Annotated in this window: 4 protein-coding genes; 1 reads left to right on the top strand and 3 read right to left on the bottom strand. The window is 66.5% G+C overall.

The genetic code is table 11. The features are described from left to right. Positions 1 to 82: 82 nt before the first annotated feature. From ACIPVK_RS11315 to ACIPVK_RS11305, 3 genes are all read right to left on the bottom strand, one after another. Complete coding sequence (locus ACIPVK_RS11315) at positions 83 to 460, bottom strand: DUF4282 domain-containing protein (protein WP_407612080.1); 378 nt, start codon at positions 458 to 460, stop codon at positions 83 to 85. 116 nt (positions 461 to 576) lie between these two features. Then, positions 577 to 2,094, bottom strand: coding sequence for a sodium/proline symporter PutP (gene putP / locus ACIPVK_RS11310; protein WP_407612079.1), 1,518 nt, complete (start codon positions 2,092 to 2,094; stop codon positions 577 to 579). A 181-nt stretch (positions 2,095 to 2,275) separates the two neighbouring features. Continuing rightward, a complete protein-coding gene (locus ACIPVK_RS11305; protein ID WP_407612078.1) occupies positions 2,276 to 3,220 on the bottom strand; it encodes a LysR substrate-binding domain-containing protein in 945 nt (314 codons plus the stop codon). 226 nt (positions 3,221 to 3,446) lie between these two features. Between ACIPVK_RS11305 and ACIPVK_RS11300 the strand changes: the two genes are divergently transcribed. Beyond that, a complete protein-coding gene (locus tag ACIPVK_RS11300; protein ID WP_407612077.1) occupies positions 3,447 to 6,983 on the top strand; it encodes a proline dehydrogenase family protein in 3,537 nt (1,178 codons plus the stop codon). The last annotated feature ends 126 nt before the right edge of the window (positions 6,984 to 7,109 follow it).

The following is a 7,109-nucleotide window of genomic DNA, read 5'->3' as shown; positions in this document are numbered from 1 at the left end:
CCCGCGCGCCCCCCCCCCCCCCCCCCCCCCCCCCCCCCCCCCCCCCCCCCCCCCCCCCCCAAGGTGGGGTGTTGCGTCCGCCCTAGGCCTGCGGGGAGTTCCCGTACGGGTTTGCCGGGGGAGCGGTCGGGCCGCCCGGGTAGGCGCCGCCGGCCTGCGGGGAGGCACCCGGTGCGTTGCCGCCGGACAGGCGCACCAGTTCACCGGTGTTCTCGGCGGTGCGGATCGTGGCGATCAGCGATTCCAAGCCCATGCGTGCCAGGGCCAGGTAGATCAGGACCACGAGCGGTCCCACGATGATCATCACGAAGAAGCCGGCGGCAAGCTGCTCGGTGGCAAAGGCCGCGATCACGAAGCCCAGGTACATGATGCCCAGGCCGATGGTGATCAGGATGTAGACGATCTTGACGAGCTTCGGGGTGACGAAGCTGTTGAAATTGAAATCAAAAAGTGCCTTCACGGGTCAAGGCTCCCTCTCTTTATACATGCGATTGATGATCTGTCTTTCCAGTCAAACACAAGGGCCCCCTCACCGAAACCGGTGAAGGGGGCCCATGTGACAGCTTTACGCGATGTTTAGGAAACCACGTAGGGTGCGTTTTCCTCGACTTCATTTTCCATTGCGGTGAACTCTTCCTCGATGGTCGCATTGTGCTTGTAGGTGGCACGCGAGACCAGCACGGCGACGACGAGGTTCAGCACGAAGCCCGGAACGATTTCGTACATGGCCGAGGAGAGCACGTCGATGTTGCCCCAGACGAAGACCGTGACGGCACCGGTGAGCATGCCCGCCAGGGCGCCGGTGGAGGTGAGCTTGCGCCAGTAGAGGCTCAGCAGCACGATCGGGCCGAACGCGGCGCCGAATCCTGCCCAGGCGAACGAGACCAGATCCAGGATGCTGGAGTCGCGGTTCAGGGCCAGTGCCGCGGCGACGATTGCCACGACGAGCACGCCGGAGCGGCCGAGCATGACCTCGCGCTGCGGGGTCAGCTTCTTGCCGGCGATGTTGTACAGGTCCTCGACCAGGGCCGAGGAGCATACGATCAGCTGCGAGGACATGGTCGACATGATGGCGGCCAGCACCGCTGCCAGCACCAGGCCGGCAACGAAGGGGTGGAAGAAGATCTGGCTCAGCAGCAGGAAGACGGTCTCCGGGTCGGTGATTTCCTTCTCCGGGCTGTCGGCGAAGTAGGCGATGCCGACCAGCGCGGTGACGATGGCGCCGATCGCGGTGAGGACCATCCAGCCGATGCCGATGCGGCGGGCGGTCTTGGCCTCGGACGGGGAGCGCAGGGCCATGAAGCGCACGATGATGTGCGGCTGGCCGAAGTAACCCAGGCCCCAGGCCGCGGTGGAGAAGATGGCCACTGCCGCCAGGAACCCGTTGGTGGTGTTGAAGCTGGAGAACAGGTTCAGCGCCTCGGGGTTAACGTCCTTGATCTTGGAGCCGAGGTCCCCGATGTTGCCCATCTGGAATATCGCGACAATCGGGACGGCAATCAATGCGGCAAACATCAGCAGGCCCTGGGCCACGTCGGTGAGGGTTGCGCCGAGGAATCCACCGAAGAGCGTGTAGAGCAGGGTGACGCCGGCGACCACGAACAGGCCGGTGAAGTAGTTCCAGCCGAAGGAGGACTCGAAGAACTTGCCCGCCGCCACCATGCCGGAGGAGACGTAGAAGGTGAAGAACGCCAGGATGATGACCGAGGCGGCGATGCGCAGGAAGTGGCTGTTGTCCTTCAGCCGCTTCTCGAAGAAGCTCGGGATGGTGATCGCGTTCTGCGCCACCGCGGTGTACGAGCGCAGCCGCGGGGCCACGAACTTCCAGTTCAGCCACGCGCCGATGGTCAGGCCGATGGCGATCCAGGCCTCGATGAGTCCGTTGAGGTAGATCGCGCCGGGCAGGCCCATCAGGAGCCAGCCGGACATGTCCGAGGCGCCTGCAGACAGGGCTGCAACTCCCGGCTTGAGCCCGCGGCCCGCGAGCATGTAGTCGTCGATGTCGTTGGTGCGCTTGAAGGCAAAGTAGCCGATGCCCAACATGGCGCACAGGTACACCGCGATGGCTATCAGCTGGAATGTCGAATCGGACATGATGGGACCTCATGAAGGTTGGGGGCGTGCCGGGGAAGGGTGATCCTCGGCGTATTTGCTAGCCAGGGGCATGGTTGCACTGCCCTGTGGCACGTGCCGTTCGTTCGCAACCGACCTTGAGTATGACAGGAAAACTCTGTGCCTTGTGGCCGCTCTCACCACGGCGTTACCTGTTTGTGACCTAACTTACAGCCTCCGGGTCGGTGTCCTGCGGTGCCGGAAGTGCAGCCGCCTGGGCGTGCAGGGCGCTGCGGACCGCGACCAAACCGGGGTGCTGGGTGGAGGAGTGGCGCACGGAGGTGAAGATGGTGCGTTGCGGCGCCCCGGGCAGGTCGACGATGCGCAGCTCGCGCTTGCGCGCGGTCCAGACCAGGTCCGGCAACAGCGCCACGGCATTGCCGGATTCGACCAGGCGCACGTGGGCCTGCAGGTCGGCTGTTTCGTAGCGAACGTCGGGTTCGAAGCCGGCCAAGCGGCAGGCCTGCTCGGCCCAGTGGCGCGAGGCCGCGCCGCGCGGTTCCATGACCCAGGGCAGGCCGGCGGCGGCCTCGATGGAGGTGACGTGGTGGAACTCCGCCGGCATCGCTTCGTCCCGGGCCGGCAGGGCCAGGCGGATGGCGTCGTGGGCCAGCGTCTTGCGGTCCAGGGTGGCATAGTGCGGGGCCGCGTGCCCGGGGTATTGCTCCGCGACGACCAGGTCGAAATCCCTTGCCCACGTCTCATGAAGCGCGGTTTCCGGTTCGTGCTGCACCATCTCCACGCGCAGGTGCGGGAAGTCCTGGCGCAGCTCGCGCAGCACCGAGGGGATCAGTGAAAGCACCGCGGTCTGGAACACCGCCAGGCGAACCGTGCCGGCAACTGCCTGCTGGGTCGAGGCGAGGTCCGCCTCGGCGCGCTCCATGGAATCAAGCAGTTCGTCGGTGTGGGCCACGAGGACCTCGGCCTGCGGGGTCAGTTGCAGGCGCCGCCCGACCTTGCGCAGCAGCTTCACGCCGGTCTCCTTTTCCAGCAGCGAAAGCTGCTGGGAGATCGAGGACGGGCTGTAGCTCAGCGCGTCGGAGACCTCGGCAATGGTGCCCCGGATGCTTAGCTCGCGCAGCAGCCGTAAGCGGCGGATTTCCAGCATGGTCGACTCCTGGTGGTGCCCGGTGATCGCGGTGGATCACGGCGGATGGTGGCACCCCAGAATACATTGGCAAACCCGAAGTAAAACATTCGGGTTTGTTCACTTTTGCTGAAGGGATGGTTCGGGTCATACTTTGTGGTGAACCCGCCTATCAAAGCAACACCTTTCGTGTGCAAGATGGGTAGTGGTAGCTCCAGCCACCCCTTTCTTCCTAGGAGAAGCAGCCGTGTCCCAATCGACTTCGCACGTGCGTGTAGTCCCGCCGGCCCTCGCCGCCGACGGCACACCCCTGGTCCGCCCGCAGGACCTTGCAGATGAAACCATCAAGCTGGTGCGCCACTGGCTCACCGAGGGTTCGAAGGTTCCGGTGGATGCCTCCGCCGCGCAGCTTGCCGGCGTGCTGAAGGATCCCAACGGCCTGGACTTCACGGTCGGCTTCGTTGACGGCGTGATCCGCCCGGAGGACCTGTCGGTCGCCGCGCGCAACCTTAAGTCCCTGGCCCCGAAGGTCCCCTCCTTCCTGCCCTGGTACATGAAGTCGGCGGTTGCCCTCGGCGGCACCGTGGCCCCGATCCTGCCCGGCATCGTCGTCCCGATCGCCCGCAAGGTGCTGCGCGAAATGGTCGGCCACCTGATCATCGACGCGACCGACGCCAAGCTCGGCGCCTCGATCGCCAAGATCCGCAAGGAAGGCATCGACCTCAACATCAACCTCCTGGGCGAGGCCATCCTGGGCGAGGGCGAAGCCGCCCGCCGCCTCGAGGGCACCCACAAGCTGCTGGCCCGCGATGACGTCGACTACGTGTCCATCAAGGTCTCCTCCACCGTGGCCCCGCACAACCACTGGGCCTTCGACGAGGCCGTCGAGCACATCATCGCCAAGCTCGTCCCGCTCTACCGCCTGGCCGCCACCTCCGCGCCCAAGAAGAAGTTCATCAACCTGGACATGGAGGAGTACAAGGACCTGGACCTGACCATTGCGGTCTTCACCAAGATCCTCGACCTCCCCGAATTCCGCGACCTCGAGGCCGGCATCGTGCTGCAGGCCTACCTGCCCGACGCCCTCTCGGCCATGATGCACCTGCAGGAGTGGTCCGCCAAGCGCGTGGCCCTGGGCGGGGCCCCGATCAAGGTCCGCGTCGTGAAGGGCGCAAACCTTCCGATGGAGCAGGTCGAAGCCAACCTGCACGGCTGGCCGGTTGCCACCTGGAACACCAAGCAGGATTCGGACACCTCCTACAAGTCGGTTCTGGACTACGCGCTGCGACCGGGCCACGTCGAGAACGTGCGCATCGGCATCGCCGGCCACAACCTCTTCGACGTCGCACTAGCCTGGCTGCTGGCCCAGGGCCGTTCCGTCACCGAGGGCATCGAATTCGAGATGCTGCTGGGCATGGCCACCGGCCAGGCCGAGGCCGTGCGCAAGGACGTCGGGCGCCTGCTGCTCTACACGCCGGTCGTGCACCCGGGCGAGTTCGACGTGGCCATCGCCTACCTGATCCGCCGCCTTGAAGAAGGCGCCAGCCAGGAAAACTTCATGTCCGCGGTCTTCGAACTGGATAAGAACGAAGCCCTCTTCGAACGCGAAAAGAACCGCTTCCTCGCCTCCTTGGCGGACCTGGATGACAGCATCCCGGCCCCGCACCGCATCCAGGACCGCAACGTGGTCGACGCCGAAGCCATCGAGGCCAAGCTCGCCGCCCTGGCCGACGGCACCGCCGACTTCGCCAACACCCCGGACACCGACCCGGACCTTCCGGGCAACCGCGCCTGGGGCCGGGAAATCGTCAACAAGATGGTCGGCTCGACCCTCGGCAAGGAGTCGGTGGCCCGGGCCATGATCCACACCGAGGACGAGCTGAACAAGGTCGTCGAGACCGCCGTTGCCGCCTCCGAGTCCTGGCAGGCGATGGGCGCCGCCGCCCGCGCCGCCATCCTGCACCGTGCCGGCGCCGCACTGGAGGCGCACCGCGCCGACCTGCTCGAGGTCATGGGCTCCGAATGCGGCAAGACCCTGGACCAGGGCGACCCCGAGGTCTCCGAGGCCATCGACTTCGCCCACTACTACGCCCAGCGCGGCCTGGAACTGGAAAACGTCGACGGCGCCACCTTCGTTCCCTCGAAGCTGACCGTGGTCACCCCGCCGTGGAACTTCCCCGTCGCCATCCCGGCCGGTTCCACCCTCTCGGCACTGGCCGCCGGATCCTCGGTCATCATCAAGCCCGCCGGCCAGGCCGCACGCTCCGGCGCCGTCATGATCGAGGCCCTGTGGGAAGCCGGCGTGCCGCGCGACGTCCTGCAGCTGGTCCAGCTCTCCGAGCGCGGGCTGGGCACCGAACTGGTCTCCCACCCGAGCGTCGACCGCCTGATCCTCACCGGCGGCTACGAGACCGCCCAGCTCTTCCGCTCCTTCCGCAAGGACTTGCCGCTGCTGGCGGAGACCAGCGGCAAGAACGCCGTGATCGTCACCCCGCACGCCGACCTCGACCTGGCCGCCAAGGACGTCGCGGCCTCGGCCTTCGGCCACGCGGGCCAGAAGTGCTCGGCCGCCTCGCTGGTGATCCTGGTGGGTTCGGCAGCGGAATCCAAGCGCTTCCACAACCAGCTGGTCGATGACATCCGTTCGCTGAAGGTCGGCTACCCGCAGGACCCGCAGACCCAGATGGGCCCGGTCATCGAGCCGGCGCAGGGCAAGCTGCTGCGCGGCCTGACCGCCCTGGGCCAGGGCGAGAAGTGGGTGCTCGAGCCCCGGAAGCTGGACGACTCGGGCAAGCTGTGGAGCCCGGGCGTGCGCTCGGGCGTCAAGCGCGGTTCCGAGTACCACCTGACCGAGTACTTCGGCCCGATCCTCGGCGTCATGACTGCCGAGACCCTCGAAGAGGCCGTGTCGATCGTCAACGACATCGACTACGGATTGACCTCGGGCCTGCACTCCCTGGATTCGGGCGAGATGGCCTACTGGTTGGAGAACATCCAGGCCGGCAACCTCTACATCAACCGCGGCATCACCGGTGCCATCGTGCAGCGCCAGCCCTTCGGCGGCTGGAAGAAGTCGGCCATCGGTGCCGGCACCAAGGCCGGCGGACCCAACTACCTGGTGGGCATGGGCTCCTGGGAAGACGCCCCGGTTGCACAGGGCGGCCAGCTTTCGGCAACCTCCACCGCACTGCTGAACGCGGCACACGGAACCGACATCGCCGAGGCCGACCTCGCCTGGCTCGAGGGCGCACTGGCCTCCGATGCGACCGCGTGGACCAAGGAGTTCAACACCGCCAAGGACGTCTCGGGCCTGCACGCGGAGCGCAACGTGTTCCGCTACCGCGCGCTGCCGGTCACCGTGCGCTTCGAGAACGAGAGCTCGGGCCACGGCATCGCCGAGCTGGTTCGCGTGGTCGCCGCAGGCATCGCCGCCGGATCCCGCGTCACCGTTTCCTCCGCGGCCGAGGTGCCGGCAGCGATCCGCACGGTGCTCGCCGAATCCTCCGCCACCGTGGTGGTCGAGGACGCACAGGCCTTCGGCGCCCGCGCCGCGCGCCTGGCAGCCAAGACCGGCCCCGATTCCGCAGCACGCATTCGCCTGATCGGCGGATCGGTCATGGACGTCGCCGAGGCCACCAACGGCAAGCCCGATGTTGCCATCTACGGCAACAACGTGGTTTCCGCGGGACGTGTGGAAATGCTGACCTTCCTGCACGAGCAGGCAGTCTCCATCACCGCGCACCGCTTCGGCACCCCGAACCACCTGAGCGACTCGGTCATCTAAGTACCCGGGTCCTCACGACGAAGGTCCGCGACTTCCCCGCAAGGGGAAGTCGCGGACCTTCGCTGGTTTCACCACGCCGTCGAAAACGCCTATCTAGACCAATCTGTTTCGTAGTGGTGTCCGGCT

The sequence above is a fragment of the Paeniglutamicibacter sp. MACA_103 genome (assembly GCF_045798555.1).
Lineage (GTDB): Bacteria > Actinomycetota > Actinomycetes > Actinomycetales > Micrococcaceae > Paeniglutamicibacter.
The sequence above is the reverse complement of the archived record's forward strand: the minus strand, read 5'-3'. Positions and strand labels throughout refer to the sequence as shown.

Bases quoted from the DNA above. Each gene is read 5' to 3' on its own strand.
- putP (WP_407612079.1), bottom strand. From the start codon at position 2,094: ATGTCCGATTCGACATTCCAGCTGATAGCCATCGCGGTGTACCTGTGC.
- ACIPVK_RS11305 (WP_407612078.1), bottom strand. From the start codon at position 3,220: ATGCTGGAAATCCGCCGCTTACGGCTGCTGCGCGAGCTAAGCATCCGG.